This is a genomic window from Sphingomonas sp. (assembly GCF_029239295.1).
Lineage (GTDB): Bacteria > Pseudomonadota > Alphaproteobacteria > Sphingomonadales > Sphingomonadaceae > Sphingomonas.
Window position 1 is genome coordinate 1 of sequence record NZ_JAQZBC010000016.1, and the last position, 19,278, is coordinate 19,278.

Genomic DNA, 19,278 nt, shown 5'->3' on the forward strand with positions numbered 1-19,278 from the left:
TGATCCGTGGCTGCACACACGCGCCTGGGTGGATGAGGCAACGCGCGCGCTGGCGGCGGTCGGCGCGACGCTGATCCCGGTAGACACCAATCCGGTCGATGCGGTCTGGCCGGACCAGCCGGCAGCGTCGGACGCGCCGCTCGCGGTGCATGACGATACCCATGCCGGGCAGTCGTCGGCCGAGAAGCGCGCCGCCGTCGCCGACTGGCTGGAGGCGCAGCGCGCCGATGCGGTGGTGCTCGCCGCGCTGGAATCGACTGCCTGGCTGCTCAACGTGCGCGGCGGTGACGTGTCGCGCACGCCTGTCGCCCTCTCCTATGCGGTGGTGAACGCGGACGGCACCGCCGATCTGTTCATCGCGCCGGAAAAGATGAGCGATGCGGTCGCCGCGCATCTCGGCAACGCCGTGCGCGTGCATGACCGGCGCGCGTTCGCCGATGCGCTCGGCCAGTTCGCCGGCAAGCGCGTGGCGGTGGATCCCGCGCTCTCGGTTGCGGCCATTCCGCTCGCGATCGAGGCTGGCGGCGGCACGGTGCTGCCGCTCCGCGACCCGACCGTCATTCCACGCGCGACCAAGAATCCCGTCGAACAGGCCGGCCACCGCGCCGCCAGCATCCGCGATGGCGCCGCGCTCTCACGCTTCCTGCGCTGGATTGCGATCGAAGGGCCCAAGGGGCGCCAGACCGAACTGTCCGCCGCCGCCAAGCTGGAGGAATTTCGCCGCGAGACGGGCGTGCTGAAGGACCTGTCGTTCGACGCCATCTCCGCCACCGGCCCGCACGGCGCGATCCCGCATTATCATGTGACCGAGGAATCCAGCCTGCCGATCGAAATGGGTCAGCTCTACCTGATCGATTCGGGCGGGCAGTATGTCGATGGCACGACCGATGTGACCCGCGTCGTCCCGATCGGCTCGCCGACTGCCGAGATGCGCGATCGCTTCACCCGCGTGCTGAAGGGGCATATCGCGCTCGCCACCGCCGTCTTCCCGCGCGGCACGACGGGCGCGCAGCTCGACGCGCTCGCCCGCCTTCCCTTGTGGCAAGCCGGGCTCGATTTCGCGCACGGCACCGGGCACGGCGTTGGCAGCTATCTCTCGGTGCACGAAGGCCCCGCCCGCATCGCCAAGCCAAGCTATCCTGGCGCCGGCCCGTCGGAGCCGCTGCTGCCCGGCATGATCCTTTCCAACGAGCCGGGCTATTACAAGGCCGGCGAATACGGCATCCGGATCGAGAATCTGCTTCTCGTCGAGGAGCGGGACATCCCCGGCGGCGAGGCGACCATGCTCGCCTTCGAAACGCTCACCCTCGCGCCGATCGACCGTGACCTGATCGATCCGGCGCTATTGACCCCGACCGAACTGTCATGGCTCAATGACTATCATGCCCGGGTCGCAGCCACGCTTGCCCCCGTGCTCGAGGGGGAGGAACGCGAGTGGATCGTCTCAAGGTGTTCGCCCATCACTGCCGGGTAACCTTGCCCTGGGCGGTGGTCGGCGGGGCGGCGCTGACCATCGCCTATCTGGCGGGCGATTTCTGCTACGCGGTGGGGCGCTTCGTCGCCGACTGATCGTCGCCTTCGTCCGCCGCGGCAGACTCCTTTGCGCCGCGCGCCTGTTCCTTGCGCCGTCGCAGGTTCGCCCGCAGCGCCGCGGCCAACCGCGCGTCCCGTTCTTCCTTGCTTTCCATGGAAACGGGCTATCGCTCGACTTTAGCGCCTTGACAATCGGTCGCCGCTCGTCTCTAGCGCCCCCTCGCCCGCCGATCGCGGGCCGAGTGCTGCCGTAGCTCAGTGGTAGAGCGCATCCTTGGTAAGGCTGAGGTCGTGAGTTCAATCCTCACCGGCAGCACCATTTTCCCCAGACCTGTTCCGGCGAGACGATCGCCCGTGGCGTAGGGCGCCCGGGTGTCTTGGACGTCCCATTCACGCGAGCGGGGACAGCAAGACTGTTCTTCAGCAGGCGACGCACGCGTCCGGCGCGTCTGACCCTGAAAGTCTTCACGCCCCGCCGCCGCCAACGCCCCTTGGGTGATCTTACTGATTGCCGCGCAGCGCCCGCGCGCCGCATCTCACGTCGCGGCGGTTGGCCTGTGCGATTGCAGGCTCGATCGTACGCTGCGGCAAAGGATGACGTGTGGCCGATCGCTTGTTTGATCCCGAACGATTTCGCCTCACCGGTCAGGTGGCGGTGATCACCGGCGCGGGCAGCGGCATCGGGCGCGGCATCGCCAGGCTCTTTGCCGGGGCGGGCGCCGCCGTGGTGGTGAGCGATCTCGATCTCGACAAGGCAGAGGCCGTCGCGGCCGATCTTCGCGCAGGCGGCGCCCGCGCGCTCGGTGTCGCGTGCAATGTCACGCTGGAAGCGGACCTGGTGAGCGCGGTCGACGCCGCGATCAGGGAATTCGGTGCGCTCACCATCCTTGCGAACAATGCCGGCGGCGGCGGGCCCAAACCGTTCGACATGCCGATGGAGGATTTCCGCCGCGCCTTTGAACTGAACGTCTTCTCCTCGTTCCGGCTGGCGCAGCTTGCCGCCCCGCACATGGCGGCGCACGGTTCTGGTGCGATCCTCAACATCTCATCGATGGCGGGAGAGAACCGCAACCGCCACATGGCGTCCTACGCCGCGTCAAAGGCTGCGGTGAATCACCTCACGCGCAACATCGCCTATGACCTCGGGCCGTCCGGCATCCGCGTCAACGCCATCGCGCCGGGTGCGACCAAGACCGATGCGCTCGCCTCCGTCCTGACGCCGGAGATCGAGAAGGCGATGCTGCGCCATACCCCGCTGCCGCGCCTCGGCACCCCCGACGACATCGCCTATGCCGCGCTCTTCCTCTGCTCGCCCGCCGCATCCTGGATCAGTGGGCAGATCCTCACTGTGTCGGGCGGCGGCGTCCAGGAACTCGATGGATGATCGCGACGCCAGCCGCTGTTCCCGCTCGTGAGCTTTCACCCCGCCCGATCGTCGGGCGACTGCGCCGCGGAGGCGGCCGCCTGACACGGAAGCGAGGCTCCTATGGAATTCCCGGCGGGAATGCTCTTCGGTTTGCTCTTCATGACCATGGGGCCGATCCGCGCCGTGGCGGTATTCGCGACCGTCGGGACGGATGACAATGCGCCCGGCGTCCGCCGGCTGGCCGCGCGCGCCGCGCTGCTCACGGCACTCGCCTTCGTTCTTGCCGTCTATGGCGGCACCGGCACGCTCGCCTCGTGGGACGTGTCGCTTCCGGTACTGATCGGCAGCGCCGGCGTCGTGCTGCTGGCGCTCTCGCTCCAGTCGCTGCTCGTCCCCGCGGCTCAAAGCCCCGCGCTGCTCGATCCGCAGAAGCTGCGCCCGACCACGCTGGTCTTCCCCGGCCTCTTCCCGCCGATCGCGGTGACGATCCCGATCATCTTTGCCGCCGCCGTGCCGGATACGCGTGCCCAGCTGGAGATCATTGCCATCGGCCTTGGCATCATCCTCCTCAACTGGCTGCTGATGCTGCGCGCCAAGTGGCTGATGCGCAAAATGGGCCCCAGCCCGCTGGAGATCATGGGCGCGGTATTCGGCGTGCTGCAGGTGGCGCTGGCGATGCAGTTCATCGTCAACGCCGTGAAGATGCTGTGAGCGGCGTGGGGCATCATGTCCCATGGCGATCGGGCCACCACCGGCATACAAGCCGGCGCCGACGCGCTGCGCACAACAGGGAAGCAAGATGGCCGACGACGAATATGTCTATGACGAGGAAAGCGGCGAATGGCTGCCGGCGAACGAGCTTGCCGCCAAGCGCGCGCATGCCGATCAGGTGGAGGTGCGCGACGCGGTCGGCAATCTGCTGGCGGACGGCGATCAGGTCACGCTGATAAAGGATCTCGAGGTCAAGGGCGCGGGCCAGACGCTGAAGCGCGGCACGCTCATCAAGTCGATCCGGCTGACCGGCGACCCGCAGGAAATCGACTGCCGCTACGAAGGGATCAAGGGCTTGGTGCTGCGCGCCGAATTCGTCCGCAAGCGGTAGCGCGTGGGCGTTGGCCCGGTCCTTGTGCGACAAGGAACGGGCGCGCACCATCGGCGACCGTTCAGGCCGTTTTGGGACGCCGCGTGATCTTCTTGATCACCCCGGAATAGCTCATCACCGCGTCGCCTGCGTCGTCGATCACACCGCGCACGAAGATCAGGCTGCGCCCGGCCTTCACCACTTCGCCGCGCGCAGTCAGCAGGCGGCCGGGTACCGCTGCCCCGACGAACTCGGCGTTCAGCGTCGCCGTAACGCCATGGAACGCCGGCAGCACGGCCGATGCCACCATGAACAGCGAGAAATCGGCAAAAGTCAGCAGCGCGCCGCCATGGACATTGCCGCCGCCGTTGCGGTTCTTCGCCTCAGGGCGGAATCCGCATTCGATCTGGCCCGCGGCATCATAGCGGCCGAAGAACGGCCCGGCATGATCCTCGAACGGGTCGGTGCCCGGCCAGCTTAGCCACCCCTGCCATTCGCCCTCGTTGATCGGCGTCAGCGCGACGCCCGGATTGGTCGTGATGTCCACGATGCCCTCTCTTGGTTCCGTGATGTTGAACTGCGTTTCGCCCGCGCCGCTCCCCTTGGCGGCCGCGCTCAGCGCGCCGGCGATCCGACGTTCGGCAGCGTCGCCTCCTCCGCGTTGGGCATGTTCCCGAACAGCGCGCGATCGGCCGGCGTGAAGGCCCAGCGCCACAGGACGAACAGGTAAACAGCAGCAATCGCCGGAATACCGAACACGATCTCGGCCCACTCATAATCGTGCGGCAGCAAGGTGACCGCCCCGCCAACGACCAACGCCGCCAGCATCGCCCACAGCAATGGCCAGCGCAGCGGCGATACCGGTGCCGACAGGATGTGGCGAAGCAAGCGCGCCTTGACGACCGAGGTCAGCGCCACGCTCACCATCAGCGCCACCGCTGGGCCCGCCGCCTGCGCCTCTGCCGACCAGCCCAACTGCCGCATCGCGACGATCAGACCGAAACTCAGCGCCACCTGGAACACCAGCATCACCGCTGAAATCAGCAGATTGCGATGCCGCGCGGTATAGACCAGCGCCGTCTCGCACACCGCCCCGGTCGACGCGAGCACCTCGGCAAACAGCAGGAAGGCGAGCGCCGCGGTTCCGGCCACGAACTGCGGCCCGACCGTGCCCATTACCGCCTCGCCCGGGATCGACCCCATCAGCGCCAGGCCAAGCTGCGCCGCCATGATCCAGAAGGCGACCTGTCGCACCTGGTTGGCGATCGCCTGCCGGTCGTTCACCGCCAGGCTCTGCGTGATGACCGGGCCCAGGATCGGATCGAACGATGTCTTCAGCTTCTGCGGCAGGCTCGCGACCTGCTGGGCCATATAATAGATGCCGACGATCTTCGGCTCGAACATCACGCCCAGGATGAAGCGGTCGACGTTGCGTGATCCCCATTCGAACGCATCCGCGCCCGCGAGTGGCACATTGTCGCGGATCATGCCGATCAACTCGGTCACGCGCGGCGTCCACCCGCGCGGCAGGCCATAACTGCGCACCAGCGGGACGATCGAGGCGATCAGCGCCGCCGTCATCGACGCGACATAGCTCAGCACCAGCCCGTCGGTGATCGTGAAGAAGGAGAATATCCACGCAGCGATCGATATCGTCCACGGCTCCACCACCGCGCGCGCCGTCACTGCCGCCTTAACATTGTGGCGATAGGCGAGCGCCGCCAGGCTGACGTCCGACCAGGCGATCGCCAGCACGATCAACCCCAGCCATCGGTCCAGCCCGACGATGGGAGTGTTGGGGTACATGATCTCCGGCACGGTCCACAGCACCGCGCTGGCCGCCAGCGACATGATGGCCGCCACGACCAGGCCGTCGGCCACGACATGGACATGCGGCCGGTCGGTCCGGCTCAGTGCCTGCGCGAGCCCGCGTTTCAGCCCCAGCGTCGCGACCAACGCGGCCAGTTCCACCACCACCACCGCGATGGCGAAGCGACCGACCAGATCCGGGCCGTACAGCCGCCCGGCGATGAACAGGAACGGGATGCGCGCTGCCAGCCGCAGGATGAACCCGGCGACGTTCGTCCGCCCGCCCTTGGCGAGCTGCGCGATATCCTGCGAGGATTCGGTCATGCCCGTGCGGCCATCGGTCCGACGGTCGGGAAATCAGCCGGCGTGATCAATGCGCCGCTCCCCAGCTGGCGCCGGTGCCGATCTCCACTGCCAGCGGCACGTCGAGCTTCACCGATGGCTCGGCTGCGGTCGCCATTACGCGTTCGATCACCGGCTTCGCCGCCTCGACCTCACCTTCGGGCACCTCGAACACCAATTCGTCGTGCACCTGCAGCAGCATGCGCGTGCCGGTCAGCCCGGCCTCGGCCAGCGCCGGTTCCATCCGTGCCATGGCACGTTTGATGATGTCGGCGCTCGTGCCCTGGATCGGCGCGTTGATCGCGGCACGCTCGGCGCCCTGCCGCTCGTGCTGCACCTTGCTCTTGATCCGCGGGAAGTGGGTCTTGCGGCCGAACAGCGTCTCGGTGAAGCCCTGCTCGCGCACTGCCTGCAGCGTTTCCGCAATATAGCGGTTGATGCCGGGGAAGCGCTCGAAATAGCGGTCGATCATCGCCTGCGCCTCGTCCGCCGTGACGTCGAGCCGCCCGGCAAGACCCCAGCGGCTGATGCCGTAGAGGATCGCGAAGTTGATCGTCTTCGCCCGTCCGCGGGTGTCGCGATCGACCGTGCCGAACAGCTCCTGCGCGGTCAGCGAGTGAATGTCGTCGCCGCGCGCGAACGCTTCCTTCAGCGCCGGCACGTCCGCCATGTGCGCCGCCAGCCGAAGCTCGATCTGCGAATAGTCCGCCGCCAGGATGACGTTGCCGGGCTCGGCGACGAAGGCGTCGCGAATCTGCCGGCCGATCTCGGTGCGGATCGGGATGTTCTGCAAATTCGGGTCGGTGGATGACAGGCGCCCGGTCTGCGCGCCGGTCAGCGAATAGCTGGTGTGGACGCGGCCCGTCGCCGGGTTGATCTGCTCCTGCAGCGCATCGGTATAGGTGGATTTCAGCTTCGACAGCTGGCGCCAGTCGAGCACCCGCGCGGCAATTTCCTTGCCCGGCGAATCCTTGTCCGCCGCGATCCGCTCCAGCTCGTTTACATCGGTCGAATAGACGCCGCTCTTGCCCTTGCGGCCGCCCTTGATGCCCATCTTCTCGAACAGCACATCGCCCAGCTGCTTGGGGCTGCCGATCGTGAACGGTGTGCCCGCAATGCCGTGGATCACGCCTTCCAACTCGACCATCTGGGTAGCAAACTCGCTCGACAGCCCTGCCAGCCGCTCGCGATCCACCTTGATCCCGTGGCGCTCCATCCGCGCGATCACCGCGACGAGTGGCCGATCGACCATCTCGTACACCCGCGTTGCCCGCTCGATCGGCAAGCGCGTCCGGAACCTGCGCCACAGCCGCAACGTCACGTCAGCGTCCTCGGCGGCGTAGCGCGTCGCGGCGGCCAGATCGACCTGGTTGAACCCGATCGCCTTCTTGCCCGTGCCCGTCACGTCCTTGTACGCGATGCAGCTGTGCGACAGGTGGGTGGCGGCCAACTCGTCCATGCCGTGGCCATGCAGCCCGGCATCCAGGTCGAAACTCATGACGATCGTGTCGTCATACGGCGTGACGTCGATCCCCAGCCGCCCGAGCACGACCAGATCGTATTTCAGGTTGTGCCCGATCTTCAGCACCGCCGGATCCTCCAGCAGCGGCTTCAGCTTGGCGAGCGCCACATCACGATCGAGCTGCGCGGGCTTCTCGGCAAACATATCGCCGCCGCCACCCTCTCCGACATGCCCCAGTGGCACGTAGCAGGCGAGGTTGGGCGCCAACGCCATCGACACGCCGACCAGTTCGGCCAGCATCGGATCCTTGGCGGTCGTCTCGGTATCGATCGCGACCCAGCCCTGATGCCGCGAGACCGCGATCCAGCGGTCCAGCGCATCCTCATCGACGACGGTTTCGTAATTGTCGTGGTCGCAGGGTGGATCCTCCTCCTGCGGCACGCCGACCGGCTCGGGCGGGGTCGGATCGACGCCGTCGTTCTGCTCGGCCGCCAGCTTCGTGAGGAGGGACTTGAACCCGTGATGCTCCAGAAACGCGCGCAGCGGCGCTTCGGGAATGCCGTCGAGCGCCATTTCCTCCAGCGGATGCGGCAGCGGCACGTCGCACGCCAGTTCCACCAGCTTGCGCGATAGCCGAGCCTGATCGGCGAACTCGATCAGATTGTCGCGCAGCTTGCCCTTCTTCATCTCGGGCGCGGCGGCGAGAACCGCTTCGACGCTGCCATGCTCCAGGATCAGCTTCGCCGCCGTCTTGGGGCCGACCCCGGGCACGCCCGGCACATTGTCGACGCTGTCGCCCATCAGCGCCAGAACTTCGCCGAGCTTGTCCGGCCCGACGCCGAACTTCTCCACCACCTCCGGCGGGCCGAAGCGCTTGTCCTTCATCGTGTCGAGCATGTCGATGCCCGGTTCGGTCAGCAGCTGCATCAGATCCTTGTCGGAACTGACGATCGTCACTTGCCAGCCCTGCGCCAGCGCCGCCTTGCTGTACGACGCGATCAGGTCATCGGCTTCCCACCCCGCTTCCTCGATGCACGGCAGCGAGAAAGCGCGCGTGGCATCGCGGATCATCGGGAACTGCGGCTTCAGATCCTCGGGCGCTGGCGGGCGATGCGCCTTGTACTGATCGTATAATTCGTTGCGGAACGTCGTCTCGGATTTGTCGAGGATGACGGCCAGATGGCTTGGGCCATCCGCATTGTGCAGGTCGTTAGCCAGCTTCCACAACATGGTGGTGTAGCCATAGACCGCGCCGGCCGGCTCGCCGTGCTTGTTCGTGAGCTTCGGCAGCACGTGGTACGCGCGGAAAATGAAGCTCGAGCCATCGACGAGGTAAAGGTGCGGCATGGTGGCCGCTTAGCGGATCGGCGCGCCGCGAACAAACGGTCCGGTAGCGGCCGTGTCGCGGCCGCCGGGCTCAGAGCTTTCCGAACCTTTCCTCGAACGTCTTGATGTCACCGGCGGCAAGCAATTGCGCCTGTTCCAGCCAGCGATCGCGCCCCATGCGGCCGGTGAACGGCCCCAGATGCGCGTCCAGATCCTCCGCCGCGCGCTGGTCCAGCGCGGCCAACTGCCCGACGCTGGTGATGCCCAGTTCGGCAAGCCGCGCCGCGACCTTGGGGCCTAGCCCCTTGATCCGCGTGACTGGCGCCTCGCCATGCGCGGGGGTGGCGGCCGGCGGCGGCAAAGGCGCAGCTGCCGGTGGGGCCGGCGCGACTGGCTCCGGCTGCGCCTCGGCCGCTGGAGACGCATCGAGCGGTGCGGCGGCGGCGATCGGCTCATCGCGCAGCGGCGATGGTTCGTCCGGCGTCGCTTCCTTCGGCGCCGGCTCGGAGGGCGCGGGCGCGACGTCGGGCAGGTCGGTCAACGGCGGCGGGGGTGGCGCGACCGGCGGCTGCACCGGCGGCACCACTGGCGCAGCAGGCGGCTGCGACGGGACGGCAGGTGCCGAAGCCGGCGTCGCCACCTTGACGGGCGCGTCCGCTAGGGCAGGCGTGCGCCGCTGCTGCACTGGGGTGTCCCCCAGCCGCTCGCGCTCGGTCCGTTCCGCGTCGCGGCGGGCCCGCTTGTTGCGGCTTCCGACCAGCATGACGGCAATAGCCAGCACCGCGATAACCGCGATGATCGCCAGCACGATGCCGATCAATGTGTTGTCCACCGTGGTGGGCTGCATGAGACACTCCGCTACGCCGAACGCCAAGCCTTAGGGGCGCGCTATGGTTCCCGCAACGGGGGCGAAACGTTGCCGGCCATTGTTGTCGCCCCCGTTGGAAGACGGGCCCGCCGAGATCAGACCGCCCGCCACCCGATATCGCGGCGGCAGAACCCGGTCGGAAAGTCGATCAGGTCGACCGCCTCATAGGCACGGCGCTGCGCCTCGGCGACGTCGCGCCCGGTCGCCGTTACGGCGAGTACACGGCCGCCCGCAGCGACGATTTCCTCGCCATTGGCGCGCGTTCCCGCCTGAAAAACCACCGCGCCTGTTTCCTCGGCCGCAGCGATGCCGCGGATCGCGCCGCCGGTTTCCGGGGTGCCGGGATAACCCTTCGCCGCCATCACTACGGTCAGAGCCACATCATCGACGAACGCCGGCGCCGGCAGATCGGCGAGCCGCCCTTCCGCCACGGCGAGCAGCGTTTCCACCAGGTCGCCGGCGAACCGCGCCATCAGCACCTGACACTCCGGATCACCGAAGCGGACATTGTATTCGATCAGCTTGGGGCCGTCCGCCGTCAGCATCAGCCCGGCATAGAGCACGCCGACATAGGGCGTGCCCGATGCGGCGAGCGCGTCGATCGTCGGGCGCACGATCTCGCCCAGCGCCTGCTCCTCCAGATCGGCCGTCAGTACCGCCGCCGGCGAATAGGCGCCCATGCCCCCGGTGTTGGGCCCGGTGTCACCATCCCCGACGCGCTTGTGATCCTGCGCGCTGCCGAAGCTCGCGGTGCTGGTCCCATCGGACAGCACAAACAGGCTCGCCTCTTCGCCTTCCAGGAACTCCTCGATCACTGCCTCGGCCGGGCCGCTCGAAAACAAAGCCGCGATCGCCTCTTCGGCCTCACCGCGGGTGATCGCCACGACAACGCCCTTCCCCGCCGCCAGCCCGTCGGCCTTGATCACGCAGCGCAATTCGTCGCCGATCGCGAAATCGTCGAGGCAGGCGAGCGCGCCGTCGCGGCTGGTGACGCGGAAATAGCGCGCGGTCGGGATGCCGACCCGCGCGCACAAATCCTTGGTGAAGCCTTTCGACCCCTCCAGCTTCGCCGCCTCGCGCCCCGGCCCGAACACCGGCACGCCGATCGCGCGCACATTATCCGCCAGCCCGTCGACCAGCGGCTGTTCCGGCCCGATCACCACCAGACCGATGCTGTGCCGACGGACGAAATCGATCACCGCGCGGTGATCCGTCACCTCCAGCGCGGCAAGCGTCGCATGCTGGGCGATGCCGGGGTTGCCGGGCGCGGCATAGAGCGTATCTAAGCGCTCAGACTGCGCGAGTTTCCATGCCAGAGCGTGCTCGCGCCCGCCCGATCCGATCAGCAGGACGTTCATGCCCGACCCCTTATTTGACGTTTCCGCGCGGCTCGTAGCGGACCCGGTGCCTGGGGACAACGCAGCCGCGATGTCGGTGGGCGAGCTGTCCGCCCGGCTGAAGCGCGTAGTGGAGGGCGAATTCGGCCATGTCCGCCTGCGCGGCGAGATTTCGGGGTTCAAGCGGGTGGCGTCAGGCCATTGCTATCTCTGCCTGAAGGATGACGCCGCGGTGATCGACGGCGTGATCTGGAAGGGCCAGGCCGCCGCGCTCGCGTTCCGGCCGGAGGACGGGATCGAGGTGATCGCCACCGGCCGCCTCACCACCTATCCCGGCCGCTCCAAATATCAGGTCATCATCGAGCGGATGGAGCTTGCCGGCGCGGGCGCGCTGATGGCGCTGCTCGAACGCAACAAGGCGCGCTTCGACGCCGAGGGGCTGTTCGCCAAGTCAAAGGCACGCCGCGCACTGCCCTATCTGCCGCAGCGGATCGGCGTCGTGACGTCCCCCACCGGCGCGGTGATCCGCGACATCATCCACCGGCTGGAGGATCGCTGCCCCAGCCATGTGATCGTATGGCCGGTGAAGGTGCAGGGCGATGGCGCCGCGAACGAGATCGCCGCCGCCGTTCGCGGGTTCGATTCGCTGCCCGATCACTTGCGTCCCGATCTGGTCATCGTCGCACGCGGCGGGGGCTCGATCGAGGATCTGTGGGCCTTCAACGAGGAACCGGTGGTCCGCGCGGTCGCCGCCTGCTCGATCCCGATCATCTCCGCCGTCGGACACGAGACCGATACCACCTTGTGCGATTACGCCGCCGATCTGCGCGCGCCGACGCCCACCGCCGCGGCGGAACTGGCCGTGCCGGTCCTCGCCGACCTGCGACTCACCGTCGCGGCACATGCGCAGCGGACCGAACGGTGCGCGCGCCGCTATATCGATCGCGGACGCGAACGGCTCGACGCGATGGTGCGGCTTCTACCCACGCGCGACCGGCTGCTCGGGCCGCAGCGCCAGCGCACCGACGATCTGGGCGCACGGCTCGATCGTGGGCTCGAACGCCGCGTGGTCCGGGCCCGCGGCGAACTGGATCGCACCGGCGCGATCCTGCGCCCGGCGTTGCTTCAGCAGCGGCTGGATGGCGCGCGGCAGCGGCTGGAGGATCTCGGCCGGCTGCTCGCCTCGGTCGATCCCGATGCGCCGCTCGCGCGCGGCTATGCCCGCGTGACCGACCGTGCAGGCGCAACACTCACCACCGCCGCTGCCGCCCGCTCGGCTGGTGAGCTGACGCTCAAATTCGCCGATGCCGCGGTGGATGCAAAGGTTGAGGGCGCGCGCGCTCGCTCCTATCCGTCGAAGAAGCCGGAACAGCCGACGCTGTTCTAGGGAGATAGAGATGTTGATGTCGAATACCGATCGCCCCGCCCGCCTGCACTATATGGCCAACGGCTTCCGTGTCCTGACGCCGGGCGATCATGTCACCTGCGCCGTCAGCGGTGCCCGGATCGCGATCGAGGATCTGCGCTATTGGGACGTCGCATCGCAGCGCGCCTTTGCCTCGGCCGCACTCGCATCGGAGGCGATGGCGCCGCAATGATGCGCTGGCGGCGCGGGCTGATCATCGCGCTGACGCTGGCGGGCTGCGTCCCGCCGGCCGGCCCATCTGCGGCCGCATCCCGCCCCGCACCCGCGCGGCCCGCACCCCAGCCCGCCCCTGCGCGCGCGGCTCCGCTACCGCCGGCAATCATCAGCGTCGACGGTCCGGCGAACCAGGGCGGCCTGACGCTCGGCACCGCTCCTGAGGGCACCGAAAGCCTCACGCTCGACGGCCAGGCGGTTCCGCTCGCGCCCGACCGCCGCTTCTTGATCGCCTTTGATCGTGACGCTGGCCCGGTCGCCACGCTGGAGGCGCGGTTGCGCGATGGTCGCACGGTCAGCCGCACGATCGCGGTGGCACCTCGTGCGTGGCGGATCGAACGGCTTGATCGCGTTGCCAAATATCCGGTGCCCAGCGCCGAATTCCAGCGCCGCCGCCCCGAGGAGCTCGCCCGCATCGCGGCGGCCCGAGCGATCGATTCGCCCGTGGACGGCTGGCGACAGCCACTGACCTGGCCGGTCACCGGCCGCATCTCCGGCCTGTTCGGCGCCCAGCGCATCTATCGTGGGGAGCCCGGCTCCTATCATTCGGGCGTCGACGTCGCCCGGCCCACCGGCACGCCGGTGATGGCACCGGCGGACGGGGTGGTGGTGCTGGCCGCGGCGTCGCCCTTCACGCTGGAGGGCAACCTCCTCATCATCGATCACGGCATGGGGCTGAACAGCGCCTTCCTCCACCTGTCGCGGATCGACGTGCCGGTAGGCGCGCGGGTGCGGCAGGGGCAGTCGGTCGGCGCGGTGGGCGCCACCGGCCGCGCCTCCGGCCCGCACCTGCACTGGGCAATGAAGTGGCGCGACGCGCGGATCGATCCGCTGCTGATCGCAGGACCGATGCCGAACTGAGCGCGCGGGTCAGGCGGTCTGCGCCTCGGCCTCCATGCACGCGCAGCCATCTTGATCCGTAGTCCACAGCGCCACCTTGCTCTCCCCCGCCAGGTTCAGCGCCGCCGGACGATCGACGAACAGCGGGCGCGCCCCGCGAAAGGAGAAATGCGTCAGCCGCGTGCCCCGCCGTTGGCGCAGCAGGTGATCGGCCAGCAGCATCGCCTGATAGGGACCATGCACCACCAGATCGGGATACTGCTCCTCCTCGATCGCATAGGGCCGGTCGTAATGAATGCGGTGCGCGTTGAACGTCAGCGCGGAGAAACGGAACAGCGCCGTCGCATCGAACTGCACCGCCTGCTGCACCTGCGCGACGCGGGGACCGGCCGGGGCCGGCGGCGGCGTGCCGTTGCCTGCGCCGCGAAACACCAGATCCTGTTCCTCGACGATCGCCGTTTTGCCATCGACCAGGATGTCGTGGCGCACCGTGACAAAGGTCAGCCGCCCCGACCGCCCGTCCTTCACGCGCGCGTCCGTGACGATGCTTCGCCGCACGGCCTTCGCGCCGATCGGCAGCGGCGCATGAAAGGTGAGCCGTCCCCCCGCCCACATCCGGCGCGGCGCGTCGATCGGCGGCAGCGCGGCGCCGCGCGCCGGATGGCCATCGGTGCCGATCGTCGATTGCGGAGCCTCGGGCAGGAAATACAGCCAATGTGCGAGCGGCGGCAGCGCGTCCGCCGGCCAATGTGCGCCGTCATGATCGAACAGCGCGGCCAGACGGCGCAGTGGCGCGGCGACCAGATCATCCGTCTGCACCGCTTCCACCGGCGTCCAGCCCTCGAACTGCTCCATCGCTCTCCCTCCCTTTGTCTCGCAGCGGTGCGTAGCGTCCGCACGCTACCCCGCCAAGCTTGGCGGGCGGACCGATCACCGCTCTGCTGAACCCGCGCCCGCGTGTCGGCGTTAAGCACCCATGGCCAAACCACCGCATCACCACGCCACCGCCACGATCCGCGCCGGCAAGCGCGCGCGGATTGGCGCTAGTCTCGATATCACCAGCGCCGGCCTGCTCGCGATCGGCGGGCTTGTCTCGGCGATCCTCCTGTCCACTGCCGTCCTCGTCCGCGTCGCCGTGCGCGAGGGTGGGAAAGCCAAGGCAATTCAGCGCTAGGCGAAAGTAATACGGCTGGCTTATATCGGATCAAAATTAGGAGAGAGATCCGATGGCAACCGCGCCCGCCGTTACCAGCCCGCCCCCCTTCCGCCGTCTGCCGCAGAAGGGCCCGGACATCACCGTTGAGCATCGCCCCGATGGCTCCATCCTGATCAGCTCGAATCACGCGATGGGCACGCCGGCCCGCTCGATCCCGCACCTCATGGCGGAGCGGGCGTCGCTCCACCCCGATCGCCCCTGGCTGATGCAGCGCGCGCCCGGCCATGGCCCGTGGCAGGGCGTCAGCTATGCCGATGGGAAAAAGGCCGCCGACAGCGTCGCGCAATGGCTGCTCGATCAGGGCCTTGGCGCGAACGATGCGGTGATGTGCCTCAGCGGCAATTCGGTCGCGCATGGCATCCTGATGCTCGCCTGCTTCACCGCCGGCGTGCCGATCGCCCCCTTGAGCCCGGCGTACAGCCTGATCTCGACCGATCACGCCAAGCTCAAACATTGCTTCAACACCGTTCGCCCGCGCATCGTCTTTGCGGAAAACGCGGCACAGTTCGAACGTGCCTTCGCTACGCTGCGCGCCCTCGATCCTTCGCTGACCTTCGTATCGATGGATGGCGATGCGGGCACGATCGCCTTCTCGGAACTGACCGGCACGGTGGCGACCCCGGCGGTGGACGAAGCGCGCGATGCGCTGACGCATGAGACGGTTGGCAAATTCCTGTTCACCTCCGGCTCTACCGGCATGCCAAAGGGCGTGCCGCAGCATCAGGGCATGTTCGTCAATCTGATCGCCGCGTCCGAAGGTCTGCGTGATGATCCCGATCCGGTCGATCATCCGATCTCGCTCGACTGGATGCCGTGGAATCACATTTCGGCGGGCACGATCCACTTCAACGCCAATATCGCCGGCGGCGGGACGCTCTACATCGACGAGGGCAAGCCGGTGCCCGGCATGTTCGAGACGACGATCGCCAACCTGCGCGAAGTCTCACCGATGAGCTTCGGGTCGGCCCCCGTCGCCTTCGCCATGCTGGCCGACGCGATGGAGCGCGACCCGACGCTCAGGCAGGCGTTCTTCCGCAACCTGCGCGGCATGGGCTATGGCGGCGCCACGCTGTCCGACGACCTTTATGATCGCATGCAGGCGCTGGCGATCGCCGAGACGGGTGAGCGCATGCCCTTCACCACCATGTACGGCGCGACGGAAACCTTGGGCGTCACCGTCGTTCACTGGGCATCGGAACGCGTCGGCCTCATCGGCCTGCCGCTGCCGGGCTCGACGCTCAAGCTCGTGCCCAACGGCGCCAAGCTGGAAGTCCGCGTGAAGGGTCCGACCGTCACGAGAGGCTATCACAATGACCCGGAAAAGACCGCAGCGGCCTTCGACGAGGAAGGTTTCTACATGCTGGGCGACGCGGCGAAGTTCATCGATCCCGAGCGGCCCGAGCTCGGCCTTGTGTTCGACGGCCGCGTGACCGAGGATTTCAAACTGTCGACCGGCACCTGGGTCTCGGTCGGCACGCTTCGCCCGGACATCTGCGCCGCCTGCTCGCCGTACATTCAGGATGTGGTGATCGCGGGGCAGGACAAGCCCTATATCGCCATCCTCGCCTGGCCATCGCAAGCCGCGCTACAGACGCTGGCCGAGGCATCGCCCGGTGCCGATCCGATTCCGACGCTTGAGGGCTTGGTGAAGGAGAAGCTCGAGGCGTTCAACGCCACCGCCGGCGGCTCATCGCGCCGCGTCCGCCGCTTCGCCATCCTGCGCACGCCCCCGTCGATCGACGCCGGTGAGATCACCGACAAGGGCTATGTGAACCAGCGCGCGACGCTCACCGCCCGCGACGATGTGGTGAAGTCGCTGTTCACCGAGGAACTGAGCGACGGCGTGATCGAGGTCGACGCCTGAACCCGCAAAGGCGGGAATCCATATTCTCGAACGCCGCGGCTCCATCAGGACCGCGGCGTTCATGTATCGGCTCTTTCGGACGCGCCGCTCAGAACAGCCCGAGCGCCGCGACATCCTCCTTCGACAGATCGATGCCGAACATCATGCTCAGCCGCATGCGATAGACGCGCGGATCCTCGATCACCGCCGCCGTCTCTTCCTCGCCCGCCCGCCGGCGATACTGCCGATCGGTCAGCGTCGCGAGGCCATGCGGCAGCACGATGCTCACCACCTTCAATGTCGTGAAGCGCGTGTCCGGCGCGGTGGACGTCCAGCGGTTCGACAGCTCCAGATCCACCGGCCACACGGTGTCGGTGGTGAAACTGTACTGCGGCTGGAACCCCTCGCCCCCGCCGCGGCCATCGGTCGTGGCGCTATGGCCATCGCGCAGCAGCATCCAGCCATGCTCGGCATCGCGCGTCAGCCGGAACGTCGCCCCGTCGGGCGCTTCCGCCTCGGCGCCATCCACCAGCGGCAGCGGCGGGGTGTAGCTGCCGCCGAAGCCCGGGTCGGCGATCCATTGCTCATCGCCGAAGGTGACGAGGCTCAGCGTATGCGTCTTGGGCGGCACCCCGCCGCCGTTCAGCCAGACCCGCGCCAGCAGCGGCCGCGCCTCGAACCCCAGCGCCTCCAGCGCATCAAGGAACAGCCGATTATGCTCGAAGCAATAACCGCCACGCCCCGCCACAACGAGCTTGCCGAACACCGCGTCCGACGAAATGTCGATCCCGCGCCCCAGCGGCACGTCGAGGTTTTCGAACGGGATCGCCAGCCGATGCGCGCGCTGCACCGCGGCCAGGCCGTGGTGATCGACCGTCGCACGTGCCGGCAGGCGGATACGCTCGAGATAGGCGGGCAGGTTGAAAGGCAGGCTCATGCGGCAAACGCCTCCGCCTCGAGTGCATAGAGCGGCGCCGCCGACGCCTCGGCCGCGGCGCGCAAGCCCAGCGCCTCGGGCACGATCTGGTCGAGATAGAAGGCGACCACCGCCTTCTTTGCCTTACCGAAAGCATCGTCGCCGGCCTCGGCCGCTTCCCGCTCCAGCAGCCAGCCGCAGGTCGCGACCGACAGCATCGTCAGGAACGGATAGCTCGCCGCCAGCCGATCGTCGGCATCCGCCGTCTGCAACCGCCGGCCGACCGCGTCGCACGCATCGACCAGGTCGCCCAGCGCGAGATGAGAGGCACTCCGCAGATCCTCGATCAGCGTTGCGAACGCCGCCCCGTTGGACAGCGACAGCTTGCGGCCGACGAGGTCTGCCGCCTGGATGCCGTTCGTCCCCTCGTAGATCGGGGTAATACGCGCATCGCGGAAGAACTGCGCCGCACCCGTCTCCTCGATATAGCCCATGCCGCCATGAACCTGCACGCCGAGGCTCGCGACCTCGTTACCGATGTCGGTGCCATGCGCCTTCGCCAGCGGCGTCGCGATCTCCAGCCGGTCGCGCGCCGCCGCATCGCCCAGGTTCGCGCGGTCCACCTGCCCCGCGGCATAATAGACCAAGGCGCGCGCGGCCTGCGTCTGCGCCTTCATCCGCATCAGCATACGGCGAACGTCGGGATGCTCGATGATCGCCGCGGCCTTGCCCTCGCGCGCGCCCTGGATTCGCTCGCGGGCATATTCCACCGCCTTCTGCGTCGCGGCCTCGGCTACCTGCACGCCCTGCAAACCGACGTTGAGGCGCGCATTGTTCATCATCGTGAACATCGCGCGCATGCCGCCGAACTCCGCGCCGATCAGTTCGCCGACGCAATCGTCATGGTCGCCGAACGAAAGCACGCAGGTCGGCGAGGCATGAAGCCCCATCTTGTGCTCGATCGAGACGACGCGAACGTCGTTGGGCGTGCCGTCGCTGCGCACCTTGGGCACCAGGAACAGCGAGATGCCCTTGGTCCCCTTGGGTGCATCGGGCGTCCGCGCGAGCACCAGGTGAACGATGTTGTCGGCCAGGTCATGGTCGCCGAACGAGATGAAGATCTTGGTGCCCTTGATCGAATAGGTGCCATCGCCGCGCGGCGTGGCGGTGGCGCGCAGGGCGCCGACATCGCTGCCCGCCTGCGGCTCGGTCAGGTTCATCGTGCCGGTCCACTCGCCGGTCGCTAGCTTGGGTAGCCACGTCGCCTGCTGTTCGGGCGTGCCATGATGCTGCAACGCCTCGATCGCGCCCACCGACAGGATCGGCGCCAGCGCAAAGCCCATGTTGGCGCTGCCCAGCGTCTCCAGCACCGCGCATTGCACGGCAAACGGCAGCCCCTGCCCGCCGAATTCCTCCGGCACGCCGATCGTGCCCCAGCCGCCCTCGACATAGGCCTTGTACGCCGCCTTGTAGCCGTCAGGCATCACCACGCCGTCCGGCGTCCACTTGGCGCCGACCGTATCGCCAGCGCGCGCCAGCGGCGCCCATTCGCCTTGCGCCAGCTGCCCGATTCCCTCCAGCACCGCCTCGATCACATCGGGGCTGGCGGAATGATAGCGTTCCGTAGCGGCAAGCTCGGCGATACGCACGATATGCTCGAGTACGAAACGCTGCTCGGCGACCGGGGCGGTGTAAGGCAT

At 68.0% G+C, this 19,278-nt stretch carries 18 protein-coding genes and 1 tRNA gene; 11 read left to right on the forward strand and 8 right to left on the reverse strand.

Going from position 1 to position 19,278, the window contains the following annotated elements:
* The 6 genes from K0S66_RS13870 to K0S66_RS13895 form a co-directional block, all read left to right on the forward strand.
* Positions 1 to 1,474, forward strand: a 1,474-nt coding sequence (locus K0S66_RS13870; RefSeq protein WP_301076065.1) for an aminopeptidase family protein P, incomplete at its 5' end; no start/stop codon positions are given.
* Positions 1,435 to 1,569 (forward strand): hypothetical protein, encoded by a 135-nt coding sequence (locus K0S66_RS13875; RefSeq protein WP_301076066.1) that lies wholly within the window; start codon positions 1,435 to 1,437, stop codon positions 1,567 to 1,569. The genes K0S66_RS13870 and K0S66_RS13875, both read left to right, overlap by 40 nt.
* A 208-nt stretch (positions 1,570 to 1,777) precedes the next feature.
* Positions 1,778 to 1,852 (forward strand) — tRNA-Thr (locus K0S66_RS13880).
* Positions 1,853 to 2,134: 282 nt separating this feature from the next.
* Complete coding sequence (gene hdhA / locus K0S66_RS13885) at positions 2,135 to 2,917, forward strand: 7-alpha-hydroxysteroid dehydrogenase (protein ID WP_301076067.1); 783 nt, start codon at positions 2,135 to 2,137, stop codon at positions 2,915 to 2,917.
* Between the two features lie 102 nt (positions 2,918 to 3,019).
* Complete coding sequence (locus tag K0S66_RS13890; protein ID WP_301076068.1) at positions 3,020 to 3,610, forward strand: MarC family protein; 591 nt, start codon at positions 3,020 to 3,022, stop codon at positions 3,608 to 3,610.
* Positions 3,611 to 3,698: 88 nt separating this feature from the next.
* Positions 3,699 to 4,001, forward strand: a complete 303-nt coding sequence (locus K0S66_RS13895; RefSeq protein ID WP_301076069.1) for an alkylphosphonate utilization protein — start codon at positions 3,699 to 3,701, stop codon at positions 3,999 to 4,001.
* 61 nt (positions 4,002 to 4,062) lie between these two features.
* Here K0S66_RS13895 and K0S66_RS13900 read toward each other — a convergent pair whose 3' ends face one another.
* The 5 genes from K0S66_RS13900 to purD all read right to left on the reverse strand — a co-directional run bounded on the left by K0S66_RS13900 (position 4,063) and on the right by purD (position 11,145).
* The gene (locus K0S66_RS13900; protein WP_301076070.1) at positions 4,063 to 4,527 is read right to left on the reverse strand and encodes a PaaI family thioesterase; all 465 of its coding nucleotides are present in this window, start codon (positions 4,525 to 4,527) and stop codon (positions 4,063 to 4,065) included.
* A gap of 68 nt (positions 4,528 to 4,595) precedes the next feature.
* On the reverse strand, positions 4,596 to 6,113 hold the full coding sequence (locus tag K0S66_RS13905; RefSeq protein ID WP_301076071.1) for an oligosaccharide flippase family protein: 1,518 nt from the start codon (positions 6,111 to 6,113) through the stop codon (positions 4,596 to 4,598).
* Positions 6,114 to 6,159: 46 nt separating this feature from the next.
* Entirely contained in the window at positions 6,160 to 8,940 is a 2,781-nt protein-coding gene (gene polA / locus K0S66_RS13910; RefSeq protein ID WP_301076072.1) for a DNA polymerase I, read from the reverse strand.
* Positions 8,941 to 9,010: 70 nt separating this feature from the next.
* Complete coding sequence (locus K0S66_RS13915; RefSeq protein WP_301076073.1) at positions 9,011 to 9,766, reverse strand: hypothetical protein; 756 nt, start codon at positions 9,764 to 9,766, stop codon at positions 9,011 to 9,013.
* 116 nt (positions 9,767 to 9,882) lie between these two features.
* Complete coding sequence (gene purD / locus K0S66_RS13920; protein WP_301076074.1) at positions 9,883 to 11,145, reverse strand: phosphoribosylamine--glycine ligase; 1,263 nt, start codon at positions 11,143 to 11,145, stop codon at positions 9,883 to 9,885.
* On the opposite strand from purD, the gene xseA reads away from it, so the two are divergent.
* The 3 genes from xseA to K0S66_RS13935 are packed head-to-tail and all read left to right on the forward strand — an operon-like array spanning position 11,144 to position 13,624.
* Positions 11,144 to 12,511, forward strand: coding sequence for an exodeoxyribonuclease VII large subunit (xseA, locus tag K0S66_RS13925; RefSeq protein WP_301076075.1), 1,368 nt, complete (start codon positions 11,144 to 11,146; stop codon positions 12,509 to 12,511). The two genes, purD and xseA, sit on opposite strands and share 2 nt — an antisense overlap.
* A 10-nt stretch (positions 12,512 to 12,521) precedes the next feature.
* Entirely contained in the window at positions 12,522 to 12,722 is a 201-nt protein-coding gene (locus K0S66_RS13930) for a DUF2093 domain-containing protein (protein ID WP_301076076.1), read from the forward strand.
* Positions 12,719 to 13,624, forward strand: coding sequence for a peptidoglycan DD-metalloendopeptidase family protein (locus K0S66_RS13935; protein WP_301076077.1), 906 nt, complete (start codon positions 12,719 to 12,721; stop codon positions 13,622 to 13,624). The genes K0S66_RS13930 and K0S66_RS13935 overlap by 4 nt, the downstream gene beginning before the upstream one ends.
* 9 nt (positions 13,625 to 13,633) lie before the next feature.
* Here the strand turns inward: K0S66_RS13935 and K0S66_RS13940 are convergent, their stop codons facing one another.
* A complete protein-coding gene (locus tag K0S66_RS13940) occupies positions 13,634 to 14,458 on the reverse strand; it encodes a MaoC family dehydratase N-terminal domain-containing protein (protein WP_301076078.1) in 825 nt (274 codons plus the stop codon).
* Positions 14,459 to 14,579: 121 nt separating this feature from the next.
* Here K0S66_RS13940 and K0S66_RS13945 point away from each other — a divergent pair, with 121 nt between their 5' ends.
* Complete coding sequence (locus K0S66_RS13945) at positions 14,580 to 14,777, forward strand: hypothetical protein (protein ID WP_301076079.1); 198 nt, start codon at positions 14,580 to 14,582, stop codon at positions 14,775 to 14,777.
* A 52-nt stretch (positions 14,778 to 14,829) separates the two neighbouring features.
* Positions 14,830 to 16,683 (forward strand): AMP-binding protein, encoded by a 1,854-nt coding sequence (locus tag K0S66_RS13950; protein ID WP_301076080.1) that lies wholly within the window; start codon positions 14,830 to 14,832, stop codon positions 16,681 to 16,683.
* Positions 16,684 to 16,771: 88 nt separating this feature from the next.
* On the opposite strand, the gene K0S66_RS13955 is transcribed toward K0S66_RS13950, so the two are convergent.
* Entirely contained in the window at positions 16,772 to 17,599 is an 828-nt protein-coding gene (locus K0S66_RS13955) for an arylamine N-acetyltransferase (RefSeq protein ID WP_301076081.1), read from the reverse strand.
* Complete coding sequence (locus tag K0S66_RS13960) at positions 17,596 to 19,278, reverse strand: acyl-CoA dehydrogenase (RefSeq protein ID WP_301076082.1); 1,683 nt, start codon at positions 19,276 to 19,278, stop codon at positions 17,596 to 17,598. Before K0S66_RS13960 ends, K0S66_RS13955 begins: the two co-directional genes overlap by 4 nt.